Raw genomic sequence first — 26,206 nt, 5'->3', positions numbered from 1 at the left:
TCGTGGGTTTTTGCTTTTCTATACTTCTTGTTTGTCTTTTAGATTAATCTATCTTGTAGATTATTTTTTACGCGTCTGGATGCATACGCACGTTTAAATCATCGATGACTTCTACCCATTCCGCATCTTTTTCCCATTCTTCTTGTAGAAAAGCACGTTGATTGTCTGTCCAAACTTTTGCCTCTACTAGCTTTTCTTCTTTTGCCAATTGGTGTTTTTCAACAAAGTCATCAATCGCTTCATCTGAGCTATCAAGTCCCAATTGAGCAAATAACTCATTCATATTATATTCTGGTTCACCCAACATAATTTTTCCTTAAATATTGTGAATTAGTTATTATTTAAATTAACTTAATTATTGTAGCAAGCTTTATTTTAATAACTGTTAATCAACGTTTATCTAACGTTATCAATTGTATTAACGAAAAATAGTTTTGCCAATTTGAAGCTATGAAATAGATTACTCTTATTTCCTCATACCTTTTAGACATAAAAAAAGTCTTATAGACACAAAAAAGCCCTCACATTTAAGAGGGCTTTTTTTTATTTATCACCTAGTTTCAGCTTGTTATATAACAGCTTAAACTTATGGTAGTAAGTGTGCTACTGCATCACGCTCTTCGCTAAGCTCTTGCTCAGTCGCTGCTATTTTCTCTTTTGAGAAATCAGATGACACATCAACGCCGTCTACGATAGACCAGTCGCCGTTAGTGCACGTGCATGGGAATGAGTAGATTAAGCCTTCGGCAATACCATACTCGCCGTTTGAGTAAACGCCCATTGATACCCAATCGTTTTCATCAGTACCTAGTGCCCACGTACGCATGTGTGCGATAGCAGCGTTGGCAGCAGAAGCAGCAGATGATGCACCGCGAGCTTTAATAATCGCTGCACCACGTTGTTGTACTTCAGGGATATAAGTACCTTCGTACCAAGCACGATCAACCAAGTCTAATGCTGGCTTACCATTAACAGTACAAGCCGTTAGATCTGGATACTGAGTTGATGAGTGGTTACCCCAGATGATCATTTTTTTCACGTCATTGACAGTGCTGTCAGTTTTACCAGCCAACTGCGCCATGGCACGGTTGTGATCCAAACGAGTCATCGCGGTAAAGTTACGTGGGTCAAGATCTGGTGCATTACGCTGAGCGATAAGTGCGTTAGTGTTGGCAGGATTACCCACAACCAATACTTTAACGTCACGGCTTGCTACGTCATTCAATGCTTTACCTTGTGCTGAGAAAATCGCAGCATTGGCTTCTAGCAAATCTTTACGTTCCATACCTGGGCCACGCGGACGAGCGCCAACGAGCAAAGCATAATCGATATCTTTGAATGCAACGTTTGCATCATCAGTTTGAACGATACCGGCTAATAATGGGAATGCACAGTCTTCTAGTTCCATAACCACACCCTTCAGGGCGTCAAGTGCTGGAGTGATTTCAAGCAACTGCAAAATAACTGGCTGATCTTTACCTAGCATCTCACCAGATGCAATACGGAATAGCATCGCATAGCTGATGTTACCAGCGGCGCCAGTAACGGCAACACGTAAAGGCTGTTTCATTGACATTGAATACTCCCTAATTGATGATTATCATTATAGATATCGACTTGCTCACTGAACACTAGCAGTCTTAAACCGAGAGATAGTGTAGCACTTCCCCCCGTTAACCGTCTAGAGAAAGCGCGAACGCTATCCCTCACTATATTGTTACATTTTATACGAGAGGATATCGGTATCGGTCAAGCCTTTATAGATAAAGGATGGAGAATGAAGAGGAAGTGATAAAAAAAATAGCTTTAGCAGAAGTAACTTAATCAGGATGATATTTATAAGTGAGCAATATTCATCCATCGTTTGCCGAAAAGGGCGTTACTTACCGCCTGAGATAATAAACTTTTTGCCGCAATTATCCACCACTTCACTGCAGCTACCAAATTCACTGCCTTCGTAGCAAACGTGGACATCGGTTAGTATTGTTTGGCGTCGACTGCCCGCTTGGCAAATTAAATCAATGCTGGCAGCAGGCATGCCACTATTAAGGCGAGTCATTTGTCCAATAAAACGCGATTTTGAGACGGTATAACTATTGCCAGTATTGAGCTCGTTGGGCAGTTTTAGGGCGCCGGCATAATTGGTTATTTGGCGAAAATAACTACTGGCACTCAATGGGCTACAAGCACCATAATGTTGCCATACTTGGCTACGCACTGTCGTGTCTGGCATGATGCGATTGACAACCTTTAGTTGTAATGGGGTCAGGCGTGGCTCGACACCGCGCCCACAGCGCTCACCATAACCCATGTCCAAACCTGATACCGTTAATGAATACCCTTCTAGACATTGGCGCATACGTACTCGTGTTGGTTGCAAGCTACATAATGCAGGCGTCATCTCAATCATTAACACACGTTGACCACTCTTGACGGCATTGGCCGCTTGCGCTGGAATCATCGCACTCTGTAACAATAGCAAGGCGACCCCGCCCATCACCGTATACCCTTTATCCTTATGTTCTTTACCTATCGCATCCTTTTTACGTATCGCACTGTCATTTAGCTTCGTAGATAACTTTATCGTGACTGGTTCCGACAGAGTGTCCACCCGCATCTCATTCGACAGCTGACGATTGGCTTGCAACAATATAGGCAAATTGAAATATTTTTTGATCATAAGTAGTTAGGTATCTAGCAACGATAAAAGAGTGGGCAAGCTTAAATAAAGGTGCTCAAAGTATAAATATTCATTGAACCAAGCTTAAGATAAACCAAAAAAATACAGACAACAATTAAAGCAATGGTAGCAAAATGCGTTTTTTAATCTATAGCAGAAACGTAAACATCGTTTAAGTATTAAGAACAAGATAGAAATCAGAGAGAATATAAACCTCTATATAGCAGAATAATAACCCATTGATTCAAATAAAAATGAATGCCGAAAAATAGATATAAAAAAAACCATTAACAGTCTATCGTCAATGGTTTCTTTTTTACTAAATGAACAACCTAAAATGCAGCTGGCACCGTACCCATACGTTGACTAATCGGCTGACTACGACCCAATAAGCTACTATAAATCGTAGCGTTCTCCATTACGTGTTTCACGTAATTGCGCGTTTCAGGAAAAGCGATCGACTCCACGTATTGGTCAGCGGCTAACGAACCATAGACCGGCTGCCAGCGCTTGGCATTATTAGGGCCAGCATTATAGCCCGCCGTTGCCAATACTGGCTGATAATTTAGTTTGCCCAAAATATCCCCCATATACCAAGTACCATAACGGATATTGGTATCACCACTGTTGGCACGGCTAGCACTATAAGTCTCACCTAAATTACGGGCGATATATTTTGCTGTGTCAGGCATCACTTGCATCAACCCACTAGCACCAACACCTGAGCGCGCTGAGGCTACAAATCGACTCTCTTGACGCATGATGCCATAAGCCCATGCCGGATCAATCCCCGCCGATTGGCTGTAGCGAACGACGGCATCTTGGTGCGGCATCGGATGCGATAATGCCAAGCTGTCGACTCTGTCCGTATTGTCAACGGCATAAATCGCCCGATCGAGCCAGCCCATGTCATGTGCCAAGCTAGCAGCAGCGATGATTAGATTGTCATCACGATTGTCACGTGCTTGCTTGACTGCCCAGTTCCACTCACGGTTGGCATAAGCGCGGCTGGCATCAGCGTTATATAAAGCAAAGGCACGAGCAAAGTTGCCATCTTGCATGACGCGGGCACGATCGGCAGTACTAACATTGGGTAAGTTGCTACCGCCTAAGCGACTGGCGTCAAAACGCTGACCGATTCTGTCTTTTGCCATTAGACCATAGTAATCGTTACTTTTTGCTAGGTTTTGATACATTTTCTTAGCGGTATTACTCTTACTGCTATTGCCTGATTGCTCATAAGCACGAGCCAGCCAATACTGCCACTGATTGCCTTTTTGAGTTTCACCATCCATTTTTGAGATGGCTTCGACCACATCGTCCCAACGACCAAAGCGAATCGCGGCCATGGCATAGTCTTCAGCTTCTTCGAAGTTAAAATCGTCATCTAAACTGTTGCGGAACCAATCAACTGCTTCAGCGTTAAAACCATCGTCAGTATTATGATTCATACGCTGTACCCCAATGGTACGATAAGCATAGCGACGGGTTTCATCATTCAATAGTTTGACCGAGCGCTGATTGTCTTGTTTGATATCAAAATCTAACTGTAACGCTGCCTCACGATAAGACTTGTCAGCGATACGGCCTATCGCATACAGGTAGAGATACTGATTGGTCTGACTGGCAGGCTCACGACCAAAACTGGTAAAGAATGATGAAGGATTTAGCTGAATCTCACTCAAAGCAGAATAAGCAATGGGCGTGCCTAAACGTGATGACAACGCCATAATATCGCCAGTTTTGCCTTTTCGAAGCATACGTTTCAGACGAGCAGCACGATCTTGATTACTAATCAGCGCGTTGTTATTCATCTCCATCGCTAGCTGATCACACAAAGCAGGCTGTTTTTGGGTGGTCAGCCATACATCAGACTTGGCTGCCATGGCGCGCATGGTATCACCGCCATTATTGAACCCAAGCGCAACGGCACAGCGCTCGCTGGCATCGGCATTGGTAATCAAGTTTGCCACTTGTCTGACTGAGGCATAGTCATTCGAGCCTGCTTTGGTCTCAGCAAAATCCGCAACCAATTTCTCAGCCATGACAGTATCAGGATACTGACGTACAAACTGCGATACCGCCGCTGAACTTTGTGAATTAAGATCTAGATTCATCCGCCAATAAGTAGGATACATCGCAAACAAACCGCCGCTCATCATTTGTTCGTAATTATAAAGTGCACTGACATCACCGCGATCTGCTGCGATAGCAGCGGCTGTAAATGAGTCAACACTACTGTCTTGTTGATAATTACTTTCTGGTTGATAGCTGTCGTTATCACCCCATGTCAGCTCTGCACAAGCAACTTGCGATATGCCTAGCGCACTCACTGCTGTCGCTACACTCAGCGCGCTCATCCGTAGCGTACCGGATGTGAGCCGCTTGGACGCGTGCTTTTTACTGGTAGACTTTTCATCCTTGATGCTATGAGCAACACGCAACTTTGTCATACTGACTCTCTTTATGATATCTCTACAAATAAGTGAATAGCGATTCGCTAAGTATCGCCAAGGTTATAGCACTCATCATACTATATTCATTGTACTTTCAACTATCTCCTTTACCTTTTGTTAATAAATAGGACAGTACGGTGTAACATAGAAATGGTGTCTAGTCGCAGTTTTTGTCAAAAGCGCTGCTAATTCTAGTAAATAATTGATACTGCTATGAATTGTTTATCATATTGATGACCAATAGCCTGTGCTAATTTTTCACATTGGCAGAGGGTTGTGATAAAATATGCCACCTGTTAATCGGCTACCCTGCTATATTTTTAGTCAATCATGGACTTATCCTTATGAGTGTTACTGTATTCAATCCCCGCATCAATGACGCTGCTGTTGCTGAGACTACTGCTACTGCGCCTGCTGTCACTGCACTCAAAGAAGCAAGTTCAGCCCAAGCGCCCGTCGAAAAAGCAGTGACAAAAAAGGTCTTTGTCACCACCCAAGGCTGTCAGATGAATGTCTATGACTCTGGCAAAATGCTAGACGTGCTAGGCGATTCTCATGGTATGGAAGTGACTCATGACATCGATGAAGCCGATGTACTACTAATGAACACCTGCTCCATTCGTGAAAAAGCACAAGAAAAAGTGTTTTCAGAATTGGGTCGCTGGCGCAAGCTAAAAGAAAAACGTCCCGACCTCGTCATTGGTGTCGGTGGTTGTGTGGCTTCGCAAGAAGGCGACAATATTCAAAAACGTGCGCCTTACGTCGATATGGTATTCGGCCCACAAACCTTGCATCGCCTGCCGGAGCTGTATGATCAGTCAAACGAGCAGCGTGACATCGCTCCTAAAAACCGTATTGGTACGATTGATGTGTCCTTCCCTAGCATCGAAAAGTTTGACTTTTTACCTGAGCCAAGAGTAGAAGGCTTTAAAGCCTTTGTCTCTATCATGGAAGGTTGCTCAAAGTATTGCTCATTTTGCGTCGTACCTTATACCCGCGGTGAAGAATTATCGCGTCCACTCGATGATGTATTGGCTGAGATTGATAGCCTTGCCGAACAAGGGGTGCGTGAAATCAACCTACTCGGTCAAAACGTCAACGGCTATCGCGGTGAAAAAGACGATGGCAGCATTTGCCGTTTCGCTGAGCTATTACATTATGTCTCACATGTCGATGGCGTTGAACGTATTCGCTATACGACCAGCCATCCGCTTGAGTTCACCGATGACATCATTGACGCTTACGCACAATTGCCAGAGCTGGTATCGCACTTACATCTACCAGTTCAAAGTGGTTCAAACGCTATCTTGGCAGCGATGAAACGCAATCACACGATTGATGTTTATATCAATCAGATTAATAAGCTAAAAGCCATTCGTCCTGATATTCACTTGTCGAGCGACTTTATCATTGGTTTCCCTGGTGAGACCGAGCAAGACTTCCAAGATACGTTGAACTTGGCAAAAGAATTGAACTTCGATCATTCTTACAGCTTTATCTACTCGAAGCGTCCAGGCACGCCAGCCGCTGAGTTGCCAGATGATGTAAGTTTCAAAACTAAAAAAGAACGCTTGGCAGAGTTCCAAAAAGTCATCATTGATTCGACGCTGGCTAAAACTCATGAAATGGTTGGCACTACCACTCGCGTCTTGGTTGAACAAGTTGCCAACCGTCATCCTGACTGCTTAATCGGTACGGCAGATAATACCCGCACGGTCATGTTCCCTCATGATGTTGAGAAAATGGATGAGATGTTGGGTAAACTTGTGAGCGTACGTATTACTGATTTCGTCAGTCCGCACATGGTGAAAGGTGAGCTAATCGAAATATTGGCATAGTGGTTAAGGTAACAATGGTTAAGTTATAAATTTGAGTAAGAATAAAAAAGCCGTTCACTATCATAGCGAACGGCTTTTTCTATATGGCTTTGTAGGTGAGTTTAGTTTTTCAAGCTCATATAGAGAATACCGGTAAAACGTAACCTCCTAATTCAGCGAGGTAGATATATACTATAACTAATAAGGACTAGCTCTTAAATTCAATGCACGGCTAATACAGCACAATTACACAAGTCGCTACTCTCAAACTTGGTTATATCACCAGCCACAAGCCCTGGGACGGGGAAGACTCTAACTGTCAAAGGTTTATTTAACCGATAAGCCATAGTGCCCGTATCTCGCATCAAAGCACATAGCTTGTCCGTAGATGTGTCCCCCGGAATAGGGACAGTATCAAGCCCTATTCCGCAGACTGCGCTATTGGTTAATAGCAGAGGTATGTCAAACTCATTATCTATGGTGGCTTGCGCCAATCCCTTGTCCTCAGTGACCGCCAACATCAATCCTGAAAACCCAATGATATCAATATCTGTAATAGATTTAAAAACTTTCGTTAATAAAGCTGATATCTCAACCGTACCCGAGGCGCCAAAATAAGGAACGCCAAGCAGCTTGTAGACGTCAACCATCGAGTGACAGTCTTTAGAAGGTGCAGGTGAGGTATCCATCCCTAGATAAGTCCAGCCTGATGCTGAATTAAGTTGCTTCACGCAACTATCTATATTATCGATATGATGCTGTAACGATAAGCTCAAAGCATCAAAGACAAGGCGTTGACGTTGCTGATAAGTAGCAGAGTTGAAGACAGATTTCTCACGAATGTGTTGTAAGGTTTTTACCAATAAATCAGGCGTTTCAAGACCAACAACAAAGCCTTTATCAGTCTTACCGCTATGATAGCTCGCTGGAAAATAAGGAATAAATTCATCACAGTTGAAATTTACCGTAAAGTTAAAATTACCTTCCCCTCTAGGTGTGAGTTCAGCAATACTTTGTATCGCTAAAGCACATTTTTCAATCAATGCATTATCTAAAACACCGATCTCATTAGCCGTTATATTCACACAAGCGTTGCACAAATCTCCATATTGAGCGATAAGCTCGGGCAAAAGGCTAATCTCATGCGCTGTCTTAGCTTCTCCTATGGCAAAGCGAACTCGCAGACCATTTTTACTTTTACTGAGCGTCGCTAAAATATCAGTGATGGCAGCCAATCCAGTGGCAGCAGTTGAAACGTTTGAAATATCCAAATACTGGCCGAATGGATTGGTCACTATACGAATGGATTGCACGCTATAGCCTTCATTGCCTAAACCTGCAACTATTTTTTCACAGTGCTTGATAGCCTCTTCTAGCGCAGCATGCCATGTTGTCATGTCCGCATTCAAATTTATAAATGTAGTTACTGTGCGTATTTTGCAAAGGTTTTTACCCTTTAACTCTTCTGGTATCTCAAAGTCTATCGGTGTCTTAAAACCGATAGATTGGTTAGCATCAAGACTATCACTCATGACTTTCTCCATTTATTAATCTAAGTCAAAAAAACAACCCATAATAACTGGACATTTATCGATATACTACTCAATGCTAATTTTATTTTACGATTATACATAGAGTATTAGCCTTAGACTGAGTTGTTTTTTCAAGCTCATGTAGACGGTACCGATAAAACGTAACCCATCGACTTAAGATAGATACTTTCTTGGTGTGAATCCCCATAGATTGGTTATTTGAACCTTTAGAAGCGTAAAAAACTGTATTGCAATTTTAGTTTTGTCAGAGACATTCTTTATATAAAATCTTTCTAATTATCAATTTTTAATAAGGAGCTGTAGTATACAAGCACCATGCCTTTCAAATAACTCAGAAATCTTTAAACCATAAAACTATTTATAACTTCAACCAATAAAGCAGCAGCAATTATTATAAATATCACTCCACAACCACGATTTAGCCAAGCCAAGCGATCACCCACATCGAGCCAGCTTGCCAGTTTTTTACCACCCAACGTATAAATAATCTGCCAAATCGTTTCGCTCAAAAACAAGCCGATGGTCAGTAAGATATATTGTGGCCATAATGGCGCGCTGAAATTGATAAATTTAGGAAAAAAGGCAGCAAAGAACAAAATGGCTTTTGGATTGGACAACGATACCCAGACGCCAGTACGAAACAAAGTCATATTACTTGGGGCAGCTTTAGCAGCAGCACTGGAGAGTGAGCGCGGCTGCGGTGTACCAACTGTATCTTCACTATCAGAAGAAGGATAGTCAGCCGCGACTTCTTCGCTCATTTCACGAGCATCACTCATCAAGCTGCCATTGCCAGCATCACGCCATGAGCTAATACCCAGATAAATCAAGTATGCCGCGCCAACAGCTTTGATGATCGTCAGCAGCCAAGGTGACTGGCGACTGATCACATCGAGGCCAAGCAATGTCGAAAGCAGTAGCACAAACAATCCAAGGCTTAAACCTGCCAGCGTCCACAATGTGCGCTTCACGCCGTAGTTCATACCATACTGGAATGCTAGCAGCATATTGGGACCTGGGGTCGCTGAGATAAAAAACGTACTCGCAAAAAATACCGCAAACAGGTGCCAAGACATCAACCAACCCCTACTCTTTTATTTGAAATAAACTTGAAACATGAAAAAGAGGCAAAAAATAAACACCGCCATATAGACGGTGTGTTTTATGCCAACTTAGATAAAAAGTTAGATGAAAAAACAATCACTTGCTTCTCAATCTACTAATTAACCGCACAACTAGTTAACAGCTTCTGCAAAAACCCATCACAACGTACAATTTCGTTAAGTTCAACGTATTCATCCGCCTTATGAGCTTGTTCAATACTACCAGGTCCACAGATGATTGTTGGAATACCTGCATTGGTAAATTGACCGCCTTCAGTCGCGTAAGCCACTTTATGACGCTCATCATCCCCTGTCAATGCAGCGATCAATGATTGTAATTCAGCACTATCATTATCAGTCATTGCTGGTACGCTTTCTTCTTGCATCAGCTCAATGCCAGTCTCTGGCGCGCGGGCTTGCATTTGCGCATTTAATTCCGCAATCTTGGCTTGAATAGGTGTCAGTACATCGTCTTGCGTCATATGCGGCAGATTACGATAATCAAAGGTAAACTCGCACAGATTGGGCACGATATTGGTGGCCGTACCACCATGGATGGTACCTACTGACAACGTTGAGTAAGGCACAGTGAATATCTCGTCCCCATCTTCAAGAGCACCGTTACGAGTACTTAGCTCTTCGGCAAGCGTATCGACATAGCCCACCAATCGGCTGGCATAGCTAATGGCATTGACCCCTTGTGCAATCAATGAAGAATGCGCTGACTTACCATGCACACGGCAACGATAAACCGCAATACCTTTATGTGCCACCACCATAGCCATATTAGTTGGCTCACCCACGATACAATAATCAGGGGTTATACCGCGCGCCTTTAAATCTGCCAATATCAATGGCGCGCCTAGACAGCCAATCTCTTCGTCGAATGATAATGCCAAATGCAATGGGCGACGCAGCTGTCCTGCATTAGATAGTTTTACCGCTTGTGGCAACATCGTCAGCGCACAAGCGATAAAGCCTTTCATATCACAAGCGCCGCGACCATACATCTTGTCACCACGAATGGTTGCTGTGAAAGGCTCAGACGTCCAGTCTTGACCGTCGACTGGCACCACATCGGTATGACCAGATAGCACGAGACCATGATTGACTTCGTCAGCATTTGCCCCTGCTGGCACAGTGACGAATAAATTGGCCTTATTTTTGGCTTCATTAAAGGTCAAGTCGACGCTCAAACCCAATTGCTCGCAGTAAGCTTTTACGTCTTCAATCAAAGCCAAATTAGAATGACGACTGACCGTATCAAAGCCAATTAAGCGCGTTAGCCAATCGATACTTTGGGTGGGATAATGAGCATCAGCCAATATTTGACTGGCATCATCGTTACTATTCTGTATAGTCATAAAACATCCTTATTATGATACGTGATACTCGTATTATGAGGGATTGTGTTGGTTCATAATATCAACAACTGGCGGCATTGGTTTTGACACCTTACCTTCAGCTTGCAACTCTTTGGTGGTTTTGGCATCAATGGCTAGTCCAGAAATCAAGGCGATGTCTTTGACAGGCTTACGTTGGCGAGTGGCAAAGCTCACTGGTACCATACGCGCAAATTCATAAACATGCAGGTAAGACTCTTCGCCACCTTCAAAATCTTCATCGTCTTCTAATCGAATACCACCGATTTTAGCCAAATCCGATAGCATCTCGTTTTCTTCGCTACTTAGACGGCAATCAGTAATGCCAAAGCCGGTCATAAAGCCATTTGCCCACTGTTTCAGTGCCATCACGCGCTCGTATAAATCATGTTCATCATCTGGGACTAATGGCGTATAAGAGTATGCATCGTCTTTGTCTTTGAGCTGGAACACTATATCTTCAGCTTCTTCTGTCAACAAAGTCAATGCAGGCTCTGGTAAAGCGGCGAAGCTCAGCTCTTCAAACACCTTCGCCCATACCTTTTCATCAGGTGCATCGCAGGCGGTCATCAGCCCTGTCATCAAGCCGTGTACCTCACTGATAGACACGTCAGTCCAATCATCAAATGCAGTCAGCCATGTATTCCAGCCCGAGATATTATCATTCATAATAGATGTCCTAGTGATTGATTAGTAGTATTAAATAGAAACAGACGCCGCGCGATATCATTAACGAGGCGGCGGCTAATAGAAGTTATGAAACAAAGCGGCATACAATTACTTTGTTGATATAGATATTATGCGGTCACCTATGGCATTATTAAACGCAGAGAACAGAATTCATTCACGCTTACTTGTTAAGGATAAAAACTGACTATGTATGATCAACTTAGAATATTAGAAAAAATGATACTCGACATCAAAAAACAGTATCAGCTTGTCAGTGCTGAACTTAGCAGCCTCAAAAAACACCCCGCTACCGATCCAAAAGAACTTACCACACTTCAGGCCAAGCTCGACAGCAGTTATACAGAGCGCGATGGCGCCAAAAAGAAGCTGAACGACCTCGATAACCGCTATCAAAATCTGGCAGAAGCGCACCATATGATCGGTGAAGAGCAAGATAAACTGCAAAAGCAAATCAGCCAGTTACAACAAGAAAACAGCGAGCTGCTACAGCATAATAATGAATTAAAGCAGCAGTATAGCGATATCAAACAGCAAAATAATGACTTGCAAAAGAAGAATCAACTGGCCGCTGAGCGTACGCAAGTGGTGTTAAAACGCTTAACCCGTATCGACCAAGCAGAAGGTTCATAAATAGCGGCACGAGGACATAATTGACGAATATCATTGTCTTCAAATAGCATTTTTATCGATAAAAGCCACGTTTACCAAGTACCTTAGTGATAAAGGTTATCAAGTACCTTAATTATTAAAAATACAGCATTGATTAAGCCAACAGACTCACACGTGTAAGCTCTTATATCACTCACTTTAATGACATATATTGTAGGATTTATCATGACTGATGACCAGACTATCCCTTTAGATAAGCAAGCGCCAAACAATCAATCACAAAACAACCAACGGCCAACCAACGGCCTTAAATCTCAAAAAGCCGTGCCAAATGCTTTAGCTTCAAATAATTCGGCTTCACAGAGCGTCGCTGCTAAACCTGCACCTAAAACGAATAGCACTCCTGAGCCGCAGATTAAAAAAGTAGATATTGCAATTGCTGGGGTCACCTATCCCATCTATTGCCCAGTACACGAGCAAGAAGAACTACATTCAGCCGTTTCTTATATTAATAACTATGCGCTCGACCTAAAACGCGACGCGCCGAGCCTCAGCCAAGAGAGCTTACTGGTACTGTGCTGTCTGAATTTATACGAGAAAATTCATGCGCATCAAAGAAGTGACGAAGATCGTGTTCAAGGAGATAAGCAATCCGAAGCATTACTCAATAAAATCATGAAGGATGCACACTCTATCTTATAAGCCAGTAGTACGCTACTAAGCAATAAGCGCTTAGCTCTAGTGAGCCAAGCGCTTTTTTATGTCTAATTCACAGCCGAATTACTTACTTATGCATTGGGATTATAAGTTCTTCCAGCATGAAAATCCGCTTGATGCTCATAGTTGCAAAAGAATAATTCCTGACTGCCTTTAATATCAGCTCCAGTATTACCATCGCTACTTGCCACCAAGCTCGGCTTGGTCTCTAGAACACCGCGGTATTCAGCCAAACTGTTACCACAGAAGTTGCAGTGACGCGGTGTAGTCACATCGCCATCTTTTGGCATCATGCTTCTGGGCGCGCGCGGGTACATAAACTTGTAAAAGCCCCACATCACAATCCAGATAATAATTATCATCATAATAGCAGCGAACACAGCATTGCTCCTTGAATGAGGGGTAAACATGAGAAATGATTAAAATGGCTCAGCCAATGATTATTCACTACGTCTTAATAGTATGAATTTTACCGTCAATAATAGTAACAATACAATGCCTTTGCCGTTTAATTACTGATTTCACTGAATGGCACACTAGATAATATTATTCACTAATGATGCAGTGCTATAACAAAAAACTGGCCACGTTGAGCCAGTTTTTTTGCATCGAAACCAACAATCAGGTTTCAGTAAAATTACAGCTGCAGCTCACTAATATCAGCCACGGTTAAGAATAAAGCTCGTACTTGCTTAAGCAACGCTAAGCGGTTGTTCTTTAGCGCAGTATCTTCACTATTGACCATGACATTGTCAAAGAATTGCGTCAACGGCTCGTCTAAACTGGCTAGCGTTTGCAATACTTGCGTATAGTCAGCCTGCTCAAGCAATGGTTGCACCGCTGTTTGTGCTTGCTGCACACTCGCATATAGACTTTGCTCAGCAGGTTCAGATAATAATGCTTCATCAACATTATCAGCGACGCTTACCTCTGATTTGGCTAAAATATTGGCGACACGTTTGTTTGAATCAGCCAACATTGAAGCTTGTGACAATTCACTAAATGCTTGTACGGCACGAATACGCTGATCAAAATCAAGCGGCATATGCGGGTTAATCGCTTGCACTGCCTGAATCGTATCGACGCTAACGCCCTGCTCCGTATACATCGCACGATAGCGCGAGTTTAAGAACGCCATGACTTGAGTAAAGGTGTCGCCCATTTTGGCAATCTTGCTACCATCGCTCGTGCTATAGCCTTTGATGGCTTGCTCAACCAGCGCTACCAAGTTAATCGGTAGCTGCTTCTCAATCAAAATACGCAGAATCCCAATCGCTGAGCGACGTAAGCTAAACGGATCTTTTGAACCCGTTGGTGCTTGGTCAATCGCAAAAATACCGACGAGCGTATCTAAACGATCCGCTAATGCTAAGCAAATACCGATCGGCGTCTGTGGTAATACATCACCGCTGAACTTAGGTAAATATTGCTCTTCTAAACTTGCCGCAACGGCTTCAGGTTCATCATTCAAACGCGCATAATAAGTGCCTGCAATACCTTGTAATTCAGGATACTCACCAACCAATGAGCTTGCCAAATCTGCTTTGGACAAAATACCCGCACGTACCGTTTCATCGATACTAATCTCACTACCCTGTTGTTGCATTAAGGCGGCGATAAATGCAGCAAGCTTGGCAATGCGCTCAGATTTTTCCCAAATCGTACCCAGCTTGTCTTGGAAAACACGAGTTTTTAGGCTTTCTGTTAGCGCAAATAATGGCTGCTTTTGGTCTTGTAAGAAGAAAAACTCTGCATCAGCCAAACGTGGACGCACGACTTTTTCATTACCTTCAATAATTTGATTCGGGTCTTTTGACTCAATATTGGTAATAAAAATAAAGTATGGCTGCAACTTGCCAGTTTTATCTGTCAGGCAAAAATACTTTTGATCCGCTTGCATAGTAGAAATAAGCGCTTCTTGTGGCACTTGCAAGAAGCGCGCTTCAAAGCTTGCTCGTAAGGCAATCGGAAAATCAACCAATGCCGTCACTTCGTCTAGCAACGCTTGCGGCACAATGGCATCAGAGTTAACTTCATCTGCCAATGCTTTGACTTGATTTTTGATCAGCATTTGACGCTTGTCAAAATCAGCAACTACTTTTAAGCCACCTAGTAATTCTTCATAGTCATTGGCATGACCAATGTTATAGTATTCAGGGCTGTGGAAGCGATGACCACGCGTTTGTGTTCCTGTCTGATGACCTTGGATAGTAGCGTCAATGACAGCATTATCTTGCATCAATACTGCCCATTGTACTGGACGAACGAATTCATTACGGCTAGCGCCTGAGCGCATACGCTTAGCAATGGGTAAGTTATCAAGCGCTGTTTGGAAAATAGCGGGTAGCAATTCAGTCGTTGCTTGACCCTGAATGGTTTGCTCATAACCGATATAATCACCTTTATCGGTGTTAATCGTTATCAGCTCACTGGCCTCAATACCCAAGCCTTTGGCAAAGCCCATTGCCGCACGTGTTGGATTGCCCTCTGCATCGAATGCTGCTTTAATCGCTGGACCACGTTTTTGCTCGCTGCGATCTGGCTGCTTATCGCCAATACCCTGAATTTGAAGCGCTAAACGGCGCGGTGCGGCAAAGGCTTTGATACTATCAAAGGTAATATCAGCGTCAGCTAATTGCTCAGTGACACTGGCTTGTAGCGCATCACGTAATGGTTTCAGGCTTTTTGGAGGTAGCTCTTCACACCCCAGTTCAAATAGAATAGTACTCATGGGATGCTCCTATTTATTGTTGTTAGTAGAGTTTTGGGTATCAAAAACATTGTCAGATGCAAGGGCAGTATCCTCATTTGGTAGATATCTGTCGAATGCCGCTTGACGATGCTCTTCATCAGCCAACGGGAAGCCCAATTTGGCACGTGCTTCGACATAACCAATAGCAACCTTACGAGCAAGCGTACGCACACGTAAGATAAAGCGCTGACGCTCAGTCACTGAAATAGCACCGCGAGCATCGAGTAAGTTAAAGGCATGTGAGGCTTTTAACACCATCTCATAGGCTGGTAGTGGCAAACCCTCGGCAACCAATTTATCCGCTTGCTGCTCATAAAAATCAAACATCTGACCCATCATCGGCACATCGGCGTGCTCAAAGTTATAGGTAGACTGCTCAACTTCATTTTGATGAAAGACATCGCCATAAGTGACACGGCCAAACTCACCATCTGCCCAAACCAAATCATATACGCTATCGACGCCTTGTACATACATCGCCAAGCGCTCAAGACCGTAAGTAATCTCGCCAGTCACTGGGAAGCATTCGAGACCGCCCACTTGCTGGAAGTAGGTAAACTGGGTCACTTCCATACCGTTTAGCCAAATCTCCCAACCAAGTCCCCACGCACCTAGCGTTGGTGACTCCCAGTTGTCTTCGACGAAACGCACATCATGCACCAACGGATCGATACCAATAGCTCTTAGCGAGTCTAAATATAGCTCTTGGATATTAGGTGGATTCGGCTTTAATACTACTTGAAATTGATAATAATGTTGCAAGCGGTTTGGGTTATCGCCATAGCGTCCATCAGTAGGACGACGTGACGGCTGCACATAGGCAGCATTCCAGCGCTCAGGACCTAAAGAACGCAAAAATGTCGCCGTATGAAAAGTACCTGCGCCAACTTCCATATCATAAGGCTGCAATATCACACAGCCCTTGTCAGCCCAATAGTTCTGCAAGGTTAGGATTAGATCCTGAAAAGTCATCGGTTGAGAGTTTTTCGCTTCAGTTGTCATAGTTTGAGTTGTCATAGTTTGGGGCATCATAATAAAGCCACTGTGGAATTAGTATTAGGGTCTGTTGAACAAAACGTTGATAGCACTCGTACAGCCTACTCGGCAACGACTCTATTTGTCTGCTCACCTTACTAAAAAATGACTATTTTATCTATATTTACATCAACTAAATTTATCAAGCAATCAAAGAGACACCCTAAAAATGATGCGTGTTTGCTCATTGAGCAGTAAAAGCTTCATCGACGAAAGCATAAATGACAAAAAAATACCCAAATGCGTGAACATTTGGGCAGGAGGAAAAGTATGTCTTTGGTATCCTGATTGATCAGGCTTTTTATTTTTTAGTTAAACTTTCACTTTCAAAGTATAGCTTTAGATCTTAGAACTGGTTTACTGATACGATTCGTTTGTTGCTTTAGGCATGATTATCCATAAAATGATATAGATTAATATGCCTGGTACTGCTGCACTTAATGATGAAATAATGACAAATAACACTCTTACCCAAGTAGGTGACCAGCCGACATACTCTGCGATGCCGCCCATCACACCTGCTATCATGCGATTATTCTGTGAGCGATGTAATTTAGCCAAATCAAATACCTCTTTAATATAGTTTTTCTTTTGCTTACTTTTGATTTTATATAAACACTTACTATTAAGAACACCTACTACTAAAAATATTTACCATTGAAGATGCTTATTCTTAAAAATGCTTAGCGTTCTCAACTTATGAATAATTATAGCAATGTTTAGAAGTTAATCTGTTGAGTATGTAGACGTACTTTGTGAGTTTATGCTACCTAAACTTGCCCTAACCTGTCATAAGGCCTCGTAAACCCCTGATTTTAAATAGATATTTCAAAATGTTTCAGAGCGCAGTTTATTTCTACAACCTTACGGCTTTACTACAGTGACTCTAACCTTTTGATATTCCAATCAATTATGAACAATGGTTAACATGTCCATAAAAGCGCGGGGAAGTATTAAGTTATACAGAGTAAATTTGGTAGATTTACGGTATTTTTCTGAGCATAAAACGGCTGTTTACAATAACCTACCTGTAAGTCTGGACAAACCTTTATATAGTCGGTTCAACATAATGCGGATACAGATAAGGATAGCTATGTACGAGACGGGTTTAATGATTGGGCATTTTGAACCGCTCCATTTGGGGCAGATGCGCAGCATATTGGCAGCGGCAGGACAAGCAAAGACCTTGCATATCGTCATAATGGCACACCCATCACCGCATACAGATTTTAGCATCACCTTACAAGACAAAGCGCGTTGGTTGCAGATGGCTTGTGCAGACTTGCCTTTTGTTCGTATTCATACCACTCATGAGATTGAGCTGCCTCTACATGATGGCTTCGTTGATGTGACAATCGATATTGCCGCGAGTAATGCCAAATTACAACGTTTGATAGAAGCGCTCAACTTGCCCGCAGAGGCAGTATTGTTTGTCGCAGAAAACCATCCATTGGCTCAAAGTGATGTTTATGAGCAGTTATCGATGCCAGTCGTCACTACCCCGCTACAGCCTGAGTTTGATTCTTATGCCATCGCTCTTGACCCCGTAGCGCACTGGTCAGCGCTGCATCCACAAGCACGTGGGGACTATACCAAGACCGTTGCCATCGTTGGCGGTGAAAGCTCAGGTAAGACGACACTGGTGCACAAGCTTGCCAACTACTATGGCGCTAGCTTTGCATTAGAGATGGGACGACTGTATGTCGGCACGGATTTGGGTGGGAGCGAGATCGGGCTACAATACAGTGATTATGCACCCATTGCGCTCCATCATGCTCAGGCGATACGAGAAGCAGCAGCTAGAGCGACCGCACCGGTCACTATTATTGATACTGACTTTGTAACCACTCAAGCATTCTGTGAAGAATATGAGGGTCGCACGCATCCTTTTGTCGCTGCTTGTATTGATGAGTTTCGCGTAGACCATACAATTATGCTGGACAATAATACGCCGTGGGTGGATGACGGTATGCGCTCATTAGGTACGCCTGAGGCGCGTGGACGCTTTGAGCAGCGCCTCGTCGACATTTTTGCCCGTCATGATATTAAGCCGCACATGGTTGATCAGCCTGATTACGATGCGCGCTACCAGCAAGCGTTGCTGCTCATCGATCAGCATGTTTATGGTAAAAACTCTTAGAATAAAAAACATACCCAAAATTCATGAATTTATAATAATATTGCGGCTGTCAGTGTCTTTTATCAGCACCTTCTTGATAGCCATATTCATTTTAGGAAAAAACAGTTATGCGTATTCAGCTATTAGACAATATTACTGGAAAATGGGCGCTGCAATGGATCATAACTTGGTTCATTTGTGGCGTTATTGCGTTATCAGCAGGTTTTTGGCTCACCACAGACCACACCACGCTTGATTGGTTTTATTTGGCTGTCTCATTTATCGGTCTGATATGCGTGGTGTCGCTGTCATTCCGAAAAAACGTCATGGGCAATGGCTTTGGGATGGGCGCTACCGCTGGCGAAGTCGTGGTACAAGCCACTTCCGGCGCAGTCGGCTTGATGCTGGCACCGTTATTTAACTTTTTTACCCATGTCTACGGTATTTTTTATTGGTCAAAGCACACTGACCCTGATGGCGATATGATACCGAAGTCTGCTAGCAAAGCAGTTTGGTTAATTACCGCCGTATTTATTGTTATCGGCTTGGTACTCTTCCCCACCGTCAACGACTTATTGGCCAACTACGGCTACGCAGTCGTAGAAGACGATAGCAGTCTATTTTTAGGTTTCATCTCCTTCTTTTGGATTAACGTCATTGCTTTTGTGTTGTCTATTACTGCGCAAGCCGCGATGATTCTGCGTTATTCTTTCAGCTGGTGGTTATGGATTATCGTCAATTTTGTTTGGCTGATCGTAAATCTAATGTCGGGCAATTATATTTTTGCTATTCAGACCATGGTTTACCAAGTAAATTCTTTCGTCGGCCTATATGAATGGTATCGCAGCGAGCAACTGTCCGCATAAAACATATTGGCTCAAAATGAACCTATTTGGCATCGTTGGCATAATCTATTTTGACTGTGCGGTTTACCAGATAATATGGTAGATTGCACAAATTAGTGCTACAACTGGTAGTCGTCAGTAGACTCACACATTGAGCTACTACCAGTCATTCATTTACTAACACGGAGGTTAGTATGTCTCGCAATCGTCAACAAAAGATGTCTAAGCGTACTCTTGAGCAATGGCTCAGTGAGTATTCGGTCAGTCATCAAAACCTAATCAACAAAAAAATCCATTGGCTGTGCGTCCCCACTATTTTTGTTAGTCTATTAGGAATGGGTATGTCACTGTCAGTCTGGTTTACTTTGGTGCTTAGTGCCTTAGTACTCCTATTCTATATGAAACTCTCGACGCCATTATTTTTGGCAATGGGGATTTTTATTCTCATTTGTCTATCAGTGATGACCTTATTACCTTTAAGTTTCAAGGTTTGGGCAGCTGTTTTTGTGGTTGCTTGGATTGCCCAGTTTATTGGTCATAAAGTCGAAGGCAAAAAACCGTCATTTCTTAAAGACCTACAGTTTTTATTAATTGGTCCAGCTTGGGTCGCCAACAGTCTTATGCGACGTAACTAGGGCGTGTCATCATTTAGCGCATTCAATTATTTATACAACGACTGACTTATACTTTGAAATAAAAAAGCGCCGTCCAACAACATTGCTGGACGGCGCTTTTTTATGTTTATCTCGCTAAAGATAATCAAGGAATTTTAGAGTCGCTACAAGGCGACCGACCGCAGATAGTACACTGAGTACATCTAGGATGGGTAACACCGTAGCGGTTTAAAAGTGCTCTGACTATAATAGATAAACGCAATGGTTTAACCAAATACTTTCATGCGCTCTTCAACAGGCATGAACTCTTTATCACCTGCTGGCTGCTCAATGCCACCGAATACCATTTGTGCAGTCAGATCCCAATCAGCATCAATACTCCAAGTGCTCGCAACTTTATGGTCAATCACTGGATTGTAATGCTGTAAGTTAGCGCCGACATTAATGCTAGCAAGCCCTGTCCAGATTACATACTGATGCATAGCACTGGTGTGCTCTGCCCAAACAGGGAATTTGTCGGCATATAATGGCGCTCCTTCTTGTAAGGCTCTCACTACTTTTTGATTTTCAAAGAATAGAATCGTACCTGCGCCTGCTTTAAAGCCGTCGATTTTTTGCTTGGTTGGCGTAAACTTCTCTTCGTCACCAACGATACCACGTAATGCTTCTTCGGTCATGTCCCAAAGCTTTTGATGATCGTCACCAAACAACACGACGATGCGCGTCGATTGTGAGTTAAATGATGATGGCGTATGCAAAATAGCATGCTCAACCAATTTAACCACCTCTTCTTTTGAAACTGGTAACTGATCATTCAATGCATAAATAGAACGACGTTTTTCAGCCAATTGCTGCAATGCTTGTAGATCTGACGTATTTGACATAAGATAGTGCTCCAAATTATTAGTATGTGTTTAATATAATGAGCATAGAGGTTCAATAAACATGGCTCATCAATCCCTTCAAAAATTTTAATTTTTCAATGTGATTTATTATAAGAAAAAATGGGCTAAACTCACACCTATTTTTGTAATAAAAACTTAATAATTAAATATATTATGAAAGTTTTATTACACAATAAAAGTTTTAAAGCCGTTAGGCAGTTCTCGGGTAACTCAGGAAGATAAGCATTTTAGTTTAGAATCAACCTCACCAAAACGCTTACGACCGTCTTTCCAGTCGATGATGAATTGCCCAGCCTCTTATTTTTTAAGATGGTTTGGTGTGCTCATGGTTTGGTGTACTCAATGACGGTACTCTCAAATTTCACCCATAAAAAAAGCCCCACAATGAAGTGAGGCTTTAGTGCTCTAAACGAGCCATATTTGGAGCGGGAAAAGAGATTCGAACTCTCGACCCCAACCTTGGCAAGGTTATGCTCTACCACTGAGCTATTCCCGCTTAAATCAATTCGTAATATCGCTAACAACTTGTTAACTACTACGTCTCGATAGGCTGGCTATTCTAGCAAATATCCTGCGTGTGTCAACAGGTTTTTTCATATTTTTCATCAGCATTGCCACTTTTAATTTTTATTCGAGAGCATATTTATCATAAATGATTGATATTGCAATCAATACAGTCATTGCAGCGTTTAAAACTATTTTATAAAGTAATAGGAAAATCTCTTCTATTATTCCTGACTCTTTCATCAATTCTGAATATGACCATTAACTAACCATTATTAGTAGTGCAACGTCGTACTGCTTTATGACGATAGAGGAATAAAAGTTACGCTATTCTCGTCAATATTGATTCCACTTACAATCATACGCTGTATTGTTACTTTTTCTGCCTTGGTTTTAGGCTGTTAACATTATTATACTTATGGCTTGTTACCATTCAGGTAAAATTTTACTGGTCAAGTAGATTGGTAGACGGTAGTAAAACTTCAATAATAAACTGCCCTTCTATCCGCTCTGCTGTTACCTGCCTACTCCGCTACTACTAACTTTGTTTAACTTTACTTTTTATCATTTACAGCGAGGATGTTTATTATGAGAAAATTGCTTACCACCACCGTGATGGCCGCGTCATTATCGGCACTTACTTTAACTGGCTGCACCAGCACCACCAACAGTGGCGCTGTCGGCGTTGATCGTCAACAGCTACTCTTGGTCTCTAGCGAGCAAGTACAGCAGCTATCAGCGCAAAGCTATAATAAAAACTTGCAAGAAGCAAGCAAACGCGGTGTGCTCGACACCAATAAAGCTCAGCTCAATCGTTTAAAAAATATCTCTAACCGCCTCATCGGTCAAGTAGGCGTATATCGCCCTGATGCAGCTAATTGGAAATGGGAAGTACATACCATTAGATCCAACGAGCTGAACGCCTTTGTTATGCCGGGTGGCAAAATTATGTTTTACTCGGGCATTATTGATCGCTTAAACCTCACGGATGATGAAATTGCCGCGATTATGGGTCACGAGATGTCTCATGCCCTGCGTGAGCACTCACGTGAGCGTCTCTCACGCGAGTATGCTACTCAGACCGGTATCGGCGTCGCAGCAAGTATCTTTGGTCTATCACAAGGTCAGGCTGATCTAGCGAACGTTGCTGGAGATTTAGGTTTGAGTCGTCCACACAGTCGCACCCAAGAAGCTGAAGCCGACCAAATCGGTCTCGAGCTAATGGCACGCGCAGGCTACAATCCTCAAGCGGCTATCAGCTTATGGCAAAAAATGCAGCGCGCCAGCCAAGGTGAGCCACCACAGTTCTTAAGTACTCACCCAACTAGTAGCAATCGCATTAGCCAATTGCAAGCATTGATGCCTAAAGTGATGCCGCTGTATCAAAAATCACGTCGCTAATAGCTATTTTGGCTAGTAGTTACCGGCTGTCAGCTATCAATGTCTTACATAGAGGTTGATAGCTTACCAAAAGCAGAGTATAGCCCATGGGTTGCGCTCTGCTTTTTTGTGTTTTTGGCGCAGAAGCTGGCTGTATTATCTTAAAACTTTCGCATGTGCTATGGTCTATCCAATAGCTTTCTGTACAGTTGTCAGCGTCTGTTATAATGGTCACCACACGGTCTCAAATATTGCTTCAAAGCTTGCTAAGCAACACAAAACAAAGGATTCTTATGAGTACCCACTCACCCACTGCTGATGCGCTCCAACATGAGCTACAGGTATTACAACCACAACATATCGAATTGATTAATGAATCGATGAATCATTCTGGTTACTTCGATGGTAAAGAAAGCCACTTTAAACTGACTATCGTGAGTGACGCTTTTGAGGGCAAGCGCTTAGTAGCGCGTCATCAGCTGGTATATGGCTTGGTTAATGCTTTATTGACCTCTCAGGGTGGTCAGGTACATGCCTTAGCGATTCATGCTTTTACCCCAATCGAATGGCAAGGTCAAAGTCCTGATAGCCCGCTATGTGCCGGACAAAATAAAGCTTAGATATACTTTAGCTGACGAAGTTTTAGTTAAATGACAATCATAAAAATACTTTGCTCACGGTGTGGTAGCCATTTAAAAACCCTACATCGCGTGACTTTTTACAGACTTACAAATTGCGCCGTTAAAGGAAATGACATCCAATGAAACATTTACATATGCTCATGGCAGTATTGGTGATTGTGCTATTTTTATACCAAAGCTATCTCGCATTAAGCGCCAATATACGGGCGCCGCGCATGATCAAAATAGCCACCCATGTCCTCTATGCGCTGCTCATCCTCTCAGGGGCTATAATGCTGATGCAACTGATGAATGCCAATGCGCCTGTACAATGGGTATTCGCCAAAATAATCTTACTCGTGGCGGCTATTAGTGCCAGTATAAAAGCCTTTCAAACTCACGCGACACCTGGTCAAACCAAAACTGGCATTCTTATCGCTGCCGTGGCTTATATTGGTATTGTGTTACTGGCCTTTAGCAAACCTGATAATTTGTTTTAATCGCCACTCTATGTCTGACTGAGCTTAGATAGACCGATTGCGGCATGAATGGCTACTAGGGCGTGTATTTTTAATATCTTAATTCCAGTATTTTTGCTATCTTAAATAAATACAATGCCTTGCATGCTCGTTATTAAGAATAGAGGTTTGCAAGCAGATGACTATAAGCAAAGCAATCACGATGATTTTACTTAAAATCGCGACGACGCCACATACCCTTACTTAGCCCTATGGAGCCATTATGAAAACTTTTACTATAGCGACACTATTGGCATCAGCCGGCATGTTGGGTCTCTCAGGCTGCGCTTCTACTGGTAATATCACGCCGCAATATGTGCCGCCAAGCACTTATCAGAGCTATGACTGCCAAGCACTGAGCCAAGAGTACGTCCGTGTCAATCGCTATGTTGACGTCACTCGAAATGAGCAATCAACCTTGTCCGCTTCGGGTGTGGGTGTTGGGGTTTCTGCAGGCCGCTGGGGCATCTCACCGAATATCAGCTTTGGTGTTGGCAAAAGTAACAATACCAAAGCCCGCGATGCCAAGTTATCACGGCTTTATGGCGAGCGTGATGCGATTGTCCAATCGGCGCGTATTCAACGTTGTAGCTTTGCCAATGGTGTTAAGATTTATGGTGAGTAAAATCACTTGATGCTTAATTAAGCAGTATTAACTTGATAAGATCATTTAATGATGAATAACCTTCATACGCACTATGATACCTTAATGGTTTCTAGATATGCTTCTCCAGAAGTTATACGAGCTGCTTTTAGATCTTTATCCCAAAAATATCATCCGGACAAGAATAATCATCCAGATGCCGATCGTATAATGCAACAATTTAATGAGTCATATAAGATATTATCTGATCCTATAGAGCGTAGTAAATATGACAAATTATTAACTGAATATGAACGTAGATCTAATGATAAAAATAAGTATGATCATGCTAGAACAAGCAACGATTCAGACAGAAAAAATAAAGTAGTCGTAATTAATATTCCAGACTCTGTATCGTTTAGTCGCTTAAAAGATTACGTAAGTAACTTTTCATCTAAAATAAAGCCTTTATTAATCAAAGCATTTAAAATCATATTTTATATAGCTGTTTTAATATTTCTCATAAATATATTTTTCTCATATATTGACGGTTCTAGTGAATATAATGCAGCAGAAGACTTAAGTGATGCACAAAGAGAAGTAGCAGATGCTGCACAGGAATTACAAAATGCTGTAGATGGATCTGACAATTATCCTTATTTATCTAATACGTCGGATGAGTTATCCGACGCGCAAAGAGAAATCGACAGTGCTATAGAAGAATTAAACACATACGGATACGAAGATTCTTCTGACATATCTACTTCATCAGAAAGTCTGTCTAATGACAACAACGAAGTAAAGCAAATATTAAGTACAGATTACAAGACTCATGCCCCTAATGGTGAGCCTTATCCATCTTCAGCTGGCTATATAGCTGGCTACCCACAACTAAATAATGACGGTGCATCTATACTAACTATCGATAATAGCCAAAATACTGAGGCTGTTTTCGGTAAACTGTACTATTTAGATGGTTTACAGCCTGAAGCTGTACGTCACTTCTATATTCAAGGCAGTGGTGGACTCAACCTACGTAATATTAGCGCTGGAAATTATGATGTAAGATATAAAGATCTTGAGGGAGGAAGTATAGCTAAATCCGAGCCTATGCTTATAGAAGAATACGAAGATTATGATGGTATAAGATTTAGTAAAATAACTATGACTTTATATAAAGTTTCTAATGGAAATATGCAAACTTATTCAATTCCAGAAAGTGAATTCTGATTTTTGCTAGTTTTTATAAAATGAAAAAGCCAATATGCTTATCGCATATTGGCTTTTTTGTGTCCAATCATCATGAGTAAAACTCAAGAAAAGC

At 42.4% G+C, this 26,206-nt stretch carries 24 protein-coding genes and 1 tRNA gene; 11 read left to right on the top strand and 14 right to left on the bottom strand.

Features of this window, described 5'->3' with window-relative positions; genetic code table 11:
- Positions 1-67: 67 nt before the first annotated feature.
- From AAEY72_RS03985 to AAEY72_RS03970, 4 genes are all read right to left on the bottom strand, one after another.
- Positions 68-307 carry a DUF2789 domain-containing protein gene (locus AAEY72_RS03985; protein ID WP_210540433.1) on the bottom strand — a complete coding sequence of 80 codons (240 nt, stop codon included), beginning with the start codon at positions 305-307 and terminating at the stop codon, positions 68-70.
- A gap of 279 nt (positions 308-586) precedes the next feature.
- The gene (locus AAEY72_RS03980; protein WP_502945343.1) at positions 587-1,576 is read right to left on the bottom strand and encodes a malate dehydrogenase; all 990 of its coding nucleotides are present in this window, start codon (positions 1,574-1,576) and stop codon (positions 587-589) included.
- 303 nt (positions 1,577-1,879) lie between these two features.
- Positions 1,880-2,617 (bottom strand): ribonuclease T2, encoded by a 738-nt coding sequence (locus AAEY72_RS03975; RefSeq protein WP_352309611.1) that lies wholly within the window; start codon positions 2,615-2,617, stop codon positions 1,880-1,882.
- A 395-nt stretch (positions 2,618-3,012) separates the two neighbouring features.
- A complete protein-coding gene (locus AAEY72_RS03970) occupies positions 3,013-5,133 on the bottom strand; it encodes a lytic transglycosylase domain-containing protein (protein ID WP_201592138.1) in 2,121 nt (706 codons plus the stop codon).
- Positions 5,134-5,480: 347 nt separating this feature from the next.
- Here AAEY72_RS03970 and miaB point away from each other — a divergent pair, with 347 nt between their 5' ends.
- Positions 5,481-6,974: a tRNA (N6-isopentenyl adenosine(37)-C2)-methylthiotransferase MiaB gene (gene miaB / locus AAEY72_RS03965; protein ID WP_352309519.1), complete on the top strand. Its 1,494-nt coding sequence runs from the start codon at positions 5,481-5,483 to the stop codon at positions 6,972-6,974.
- 200 nt (positions 6,975-7,174) lie between these two features.
- Here the strand turns inward: miaB and AAEY72_RS03960 are convergent, their stop codons facing one another.
- From AAEY72_RS03960 to AAEY72_RS03945, 4 genes are all read right to left on the bottom strand, one after another.
- Positions 7,175-8,485 (bottom strand): DUF711 family protein, encoded by a 1,311-nt coding sequence (locus AAEY72_RS03960; protein ID WP_010201503.1) that lies wholly within the window; start codon positions 8,483-8,485, stop codon positions 7,175-7,177.
- A 362-nt stretch (positions 8,486-8,847) separates the two neighbouring features.
- Entirely contained in the window at positions 8,848-9,582 is a 735-nt protein-coding gene (locus AAEY72_RS03955; RefSeq protein WP_352309518.1) for a LysE family translocator, read from the bottom strand.
- Between the two features lie 143 nt (positions 9,583-9,725).
- Positions 9,726-10,973 (bottom strand): acetylornithine deacetylase, encoded by a 1,248-nt coding sequence (gene argE / locus AAEY72_RS03950; protein WP_352309517.1) that lies wholly within the window; start codon positions 10,971-10,973, stop codon positions 9,726-9,728.
- Between the two features lie 33 nt (positions 10,974-11,006).
- Positions 11,007-11,660, bottom strand: coding sequence for a UPF0149 family protein (locus AAEY72_RS03945; protein ID WP_189585512.1), 654 nt, complete (start codon positions 11,658-11,660; stop codon positions 11,007-11,009).
- A gap of 207 nt (positions 11,661-11,867) precedes the next feature.
- Here AAEY72_RS03945 and AAEY72_RS03940 point away from each other — a divergent pair, with 207 nt between their 5' ends.
- Together AAEY72_RS03940 and AAEY72_RS03935 are read left to right on the top strand one after the other, a co-directional pair.
- On the top strand, positions 11,868-12,311 hold the full coding sequence (locus AAEY72_RS03940) for a hypothetical protein (protein WP_189585515.1): 444 nt from the start codon (positions 11,868-11,870) through the stop codon (positions 12,309-12,311).
- Between the two features lie 204 nt (positions 12,312-12,515).
- Positions 12,516-12,992, top strand: coding sequence for a cell division protein ZapA (locus AAEY72_RS03935; protein WP_352309516.1), 477 nt, complete (start codon positions 12,516-12,518; stop codon positions 12,990-12,992).
- An 86-nt stretch (positions 12,993-13,078) separates the two neighbouring features.
- On the opposite strand, the gene AAEY72_RS03930 is transcribed toward AAEY72_RS03935, so the two are convergent.
- The 4 genes from AAEY72_RS03930 to AAEY72_RS03915 form a co-directional block, all read right to left on the bottom strand.
- On the bottom strand, positions 13,079-13,387 hold the full coding sequence (locus AAEY72_RS03930) for a hypothetical protein (protein ID WP_352309515.1): 309 nt from the start codon (positions 13,385-13,387) through the stop codon (positions 13,079-13,081).
- Positions 13,388-13,644: 257 nt separating this feature from the next.
- Complete coding sequence (gene glyS / locus AAEY72_RS03925) at positions 13,645-15,738, bottom strand: glycine--tRNA ligase subunit beta (protein WP_352309514.1); 2,094 nt, start codon at positions 15,736-15,738, stop codon at positions 13,645-13,647.
- 9 nt (positions 15,739-15,747) lie between these two features.
- Positions 15,748-16,731: a glycine--tRNA ligase subunit alpha gene (gene glyQ / locus AAEY72_RS03920; RefSeq protein WP_352309610.1), complete on the bottom strand. Its 984-nt coding sequence runs from the start codon at positions 16,729-16,731 to the stop codon at positions 15,748-15,750.
- Positions 16,732-17,151: 420 nt separating this feature from the next.
- Entirely contained in the window at positions 17,152-17,355 is a 204-nt protein-coding gene (locus AAEY72_RS03915) for a PspC domain-containing protein (RefSeq protein ID WP_352309513.1), read from the bottom strand.
- 508 nt (positions 17,356-17,863) lie between these two features.
- Here AAEY72_RS03915 and nadR point away from each other — a divergent pair.
- The 3 genes from nadR to AAEY72_RS03900 all read left to right on the top strand — a co-directional run bounded on the left by nadR (position 17,864) and on the right by AAEY72_RS03900 (position 20,393).
- A complete protein-coding gene (gene nadR / locus AAEY72_RS03910; protein WP_352309512.1) occupies positions 17,864-18,934 on the top strand; it encodes a multifunctional transcriptional regulator/nicotinamide-nucleotide adenylyltransferase/ribosylnicotinamide kinase NadR in 1,071 nt (356 codons plus the stop codon).
- Positions 18,935-19,041: 107 nt separating this feature from the next.
- A complete protein-coding gene (gene pnuC, locus AAEY72_RS03905; protein WP_201592121.1) occupies positions 19,042-19,779 on the top strand; it encodes a nicotinamide riboside transporter PnuC in 738 nt (245 codons plus the stop codon).
- 173 nt (positions 19,780-19,952) lie between these two features.
- The gene (locus AAEY72_RS03900) at positions 19,953-20,393 is read left to right on the top strand and encodes an Mpo1 family 2-hydroxy fatty acid dioxygenase (RefSeq protein ID WP_010201522.1); all 441 of its coding nucleotides are present in this window, start codon (positions 19,953-19,955) and stop codon (positions 20,391-20,393) included.
- Positions 20,394-20,638: 245 nt separating this feature from the next.
- Here the strand turns inward: AAEY72_RS03900 and AAEY72_RS03895 are convergent, their stop codons facing one another.
- Both AAEY72_RS03895 and AAEY72_RS03890 read right to left on the bottom strand, forming a co-directional pair.
- On the bottom strand, positions 20,639-21,256 hold the full coding sequence (locus AAEY72_RS03895; RefSeq protein ID WP_352309511.1) for a nitroreductase family protein: 618 nt from the start codon (positions 21,254-21,256) through the stop codon (positions 20,639-20,641).
- A gap of 442 nt (positions 21,257-21,698) precedes the next feature.
- Positions 21,699-21,773 (bottom strand) — tRNA-Gly (locus tag AAEY72_RS03890).
- Positions 21,774-22,369: 596 nt separating this feature from the next.
- Between AAEY72_RS03890 and AAEY72_RS03885 the strand changes: the two genes are divergently transcribed.
- From AAEY72_RS03885 to AAEY72_RS03865, 5 genes are all read left to right on the top strand, one after another.
- The gene (locus tag AAEY72_RS03885) at positions 22,370-23,182 is read left to right on the top strand and encodes a M48 family metallopeptidase (protein WP_189585530.1); all 813 of its coding nucleotides are present in this window, start codon (positions 22,370-22,372) and stop codon (positions 23,180-23,182) included.
- Between the two features lie 272 nt (positions 23,183-23,454).
- Complete coding sequence (locus AAEY72_RS03880) at positions 23,455-23,781, top strand: BolA family protein (RefSeq protein ID WP_201592111.1); 327 nt, start codon at positions 23,455-23,457, stop codon at positions 23,779-23,781.
- 140 nt (positions 23,782-23,921) lie between these two features.
- Entirely contained in the window at positions 23,922-24,281 is a 360-nt protein-coding gene (locus AAEY72_RS03875) for a SirB2 family protein (RefSeq protein WP_189585536.1), read from the top strand.
- A 241-nt stretch (positions 24,282-24,522) separates the two neighbouring features.
- A complete protein-coding gene (locus AAEY72_RS03870; protein ID WP_189585538.1) occupies positions 24,523-24,924 on the top strand; it encodes a hypothetical protein in 402 nt (133 codons plus the stop codon).
- Between the two features lie 48 nt (positions 24,925-24,972).
- A complete protein-coding gene (locus AAEY72_RS03865) occupies positions 24,973-26,112 on the top strand; it encodes a J domain-containing protein (protein ID WP_352309510.1) in 1,140 nt (379 codons plus the stop codon).
- Positions 26,113-26,206 lie beyond the last annotated feature (94 nt).

The sequence above is a fragment of the Psychrobacter sp. W2-37-MNA-CIBAN-0211 genome (genome assembly GCF_040309405.1).
Taxonomy (GTDB): Bacteria; Pseudomonadota; Gammaproteobacteria; order Pseudomonadales; family Moraxellaceae; genus Psychrobacter; species Psychrobacter glaciei.
The sequence above is the reverse complement of the archived record's forward strand: the minus strand, read 5'-3'. Positions and strand labels throughout refer to the sequence as shown.

What these genes read in the sequence shown, in the direction of transcription:
- AAEY72_RS03875 (WP_189585536.1), top strand. Translation starts at nt 23,922, where the DNA reads ATGAAACATTTACATATGCTCATGGCAGTATTGGTGATTGTGCTATTT.
- AAEY72_RS03985 (WP_210540433.1), bottom strand. Translation starts at nt 307, where the DNA reads ATGTTGGGTGAACCAGAATATAATATGAATGAGTTATTTGCTCAATTG.
- AAEY72_RS03935 (WP_352309516.1), top strand. Translation starts at nt 12,516, where the DNA reads ATGACTGATGACCAGACTATCCCTTTAGATAAGCAAGCGCCAAACAAT.
- miaB (WP_352309519.1), top strand. Translation starts at nt 5,481, where the DNA reads ATGAGTGTTACTGTATTCAATCCCCGCATCAATGACGCTGCTGTTGCT.
- glyS (WP_352309514.1), bottom strand. Translation starts at nt 15,738, where the DNA reads ATGAGTACTATTCTATTTGAACTGGGGTGTGAAGAGCTACCTCCAAAA.
- nadR (WP_352309512.1), top strand. Translation starts at nt 17,864, where the DNA reads ATGCGGATACAGATAAGGATAGCTATGTACGAGACGGGTTTAATGATT.
- argE (WP_352309517.1), bottom strand. Translation starts at nt 10,973, where the DNA reads ATGACTATACAGAATAGTAACGATGATGCCAGTCAAATATTGGCTGAT.
- AAEY72_RS03870 (WP_189585538.1), top strand. Translation starts at nt 24,523, where the DNA reads ATGAAAACTTTTACTATAGCGACACTATTGGCATCAGCCGGCATGTTG.
- AAEY72_RS03955 (WP_352309518.1), bottom strand. Translation starts at nt 9,582, where the DNA reads ATGTCTTGGCACCTGTTTGCGGTATTTTTTGCGAGTACGTTTTTTATC.
- AAEY72_RS03970 (WP_201592138.1), bottom strand. Translation starts at nt 5,133, where the DNA reads ATGACAAAGTTGCGTGTTGCTCATAGCATCAAGGATGAAAAGTCTACC.
- AAEY72_RS03885 (WP_189585530.1), top strand. Translation starts at nt 22,370, where the DNA reads ATGAGAAAATTGCTTACCACCACCGTGATGGCCGCGTCATTATCGGCA.
- AAEY72_RS03960 (WP_010201503.1), bottom strand. Translation starts at nt 8,485, where the DNA reads ATGAGTGATAGTCTTGATGCTAACCAATCTATCGGTTTTAAGACACCG.
- pnuC (WP_201592121.1), top strand. Translation starts at nt 19,042, where the DNA reads ATGCGTATTCAGCTATTAGACAATATTACTGGAAAATGGGCGCTGCAA.
- AAEY72_RS03895 (WP_352309511.1), bottom strand. Translation starts at nt 21,256, where the DNA reads ATGTCAAATACGTCAGATCTACAAGCATTGCAGCAATTGGCTGAAAAA.
- AAEY72_RS03865 (WP_352309510.1), top strand. Translation starts at nt 24,973, where the DNA reads ATGATGAATAACCTTCATACGCACTATGATACCTTAATGGTTTCTAGA.
- AAEY72_RS03880 (WP_201592111.1), top strand. Translation starts at nt 23,455, where the DNA reads ATGAGTACCCACTCACCCACTGCTGATGCGCTCCAACATGAGCTACAG.
- glyQ (WP_352309610.1), bottom strand. Translation starts at nt 16,731, where the DNA reads ATGACTTTTCAGGATCTAATCCTAACCTTGCAGAACTATTGGGCTGAC.
- AAEY72_RS03940 (WP_189585515.1), top strand. Translation starts at nt 11,868, where the DNA reads ATGTATGATCAACTTAGAATATTAGAAAAAATGATACTCGACATCAAA.
- AAEY72_RS03980 (WP_502945343.1), bottom strand. Translation starts at nt 1,576, where the DNA reads ATGTCAATGAAACAGCCTTTACGTGTTGCCGTTACTGGCGCCGCTGGT.
- AAEY72_RS03945 (WP_189585512.1), bottom strand. Translation starts at nt 11,660, where the DNA reads ATGAATGATAATATCTCGGGCTGGAATACATGGCTGACTGCATTTGAT.
- AAEY72_RS03900 (WP_010201522.1), top strand. Translation starts at nt 19,953, where the DNA reads ATGTCTCGCAATCGTCAACAAAAGATGTCTAAGCGTACTCTTGAGCAA.
- AAEY72_RS03975 (WP_352309611.1), bottom strand. Translation starts at nt 2,617, where the DNA reads ATGCGGGTGGACACTCTGTCGGAACCAGTCACGATAAAGTTATCTACG.